At 32.0% G+C, this 740-nt stretch carries 1 protein-coding gene; it reads right to left on the reverse strand.

Annotation, left to right across the window (positions count from 1 at the left end):
- Positions 1 to 158: 158 nt before the first annotated feature.
- Positions 159 to 701, reverse strand: a complete 543-nt coding sequence (locus FC07_RS13255; RefSeq protein WP_235807524.1) for a hypothetical protein — start codon at positions 699 to 701, stop codon at positions 159 to 161.
- Between the last annotated feature and the right edge of the window lie 39 nt (positions 702 to 740).

Below are 740 nucleotides of genomic sequence, written 5' to 3' on the forward strand. Positions count from 1 at the left end.
CCCATGATACCGGGGTGACACTGTACTTGGAGAACTTATGGTGAATAATTCAGGTCCGGTTATAGCTTCAAAAATTTTTAATATTCAATGTTAGCAAAATCACGGCCACCATTGACACATGACATACCTCACTTCGTTTTTTGCCGAAATATATAAATCTAGTTGTTAGTTAATCTATGAACTAGGCTTTTAAAGACTGCCGATTTACAGTAAAAGATTACAGGAATAATTCCTCCAATCAATAATGCTAATACCCCGTTTATGAATAAAGTAGTCACAGCATGTACTCGATTAAGAAACAGACTGGATAATTGCCATCCGATTCCAAATACTATTATCATGCTACAAACATCTTTTATATAAACTATAAAAAAATCGAGAAACTTTTGTTTAAAACCATACTTAAATATTATAAAAGGTGTTTGCCATCCCACTGTTAAAATAGTAGAAAAAATAGTTCCTAAAATAACCCCATTGATTCCAAAGTGGAAAACTTTTAAAAAGACTAATGATACACCAATATTCATAATTGACTCCAATATTGGTATAATCTTCATTTTAGAAGCTAACCCATAAGCAGCTGTAAAATTCCAACATATAACTTGATAATTCATAAAATAAAAACTAATAGATAACAGCAATACCGTAAACTTCGAAAGAAGATATGTTTTGCCTAACCAAATAAGACCTGAATTATTCACCATAAGTTCTCCAAGTACAGTGTCACCCCGGTATCATGG

The organism is Loigolactobacillus bifermentans DSM 20003 (assembly GCF_001434575.1).
GTDB classification, from domain to species: Bacteria; Bacillota; Bacilli; order Lactobacillales; family Lactobacillaceae; genus Loigolactobacillus; species Loigolactobacillus bifermentans.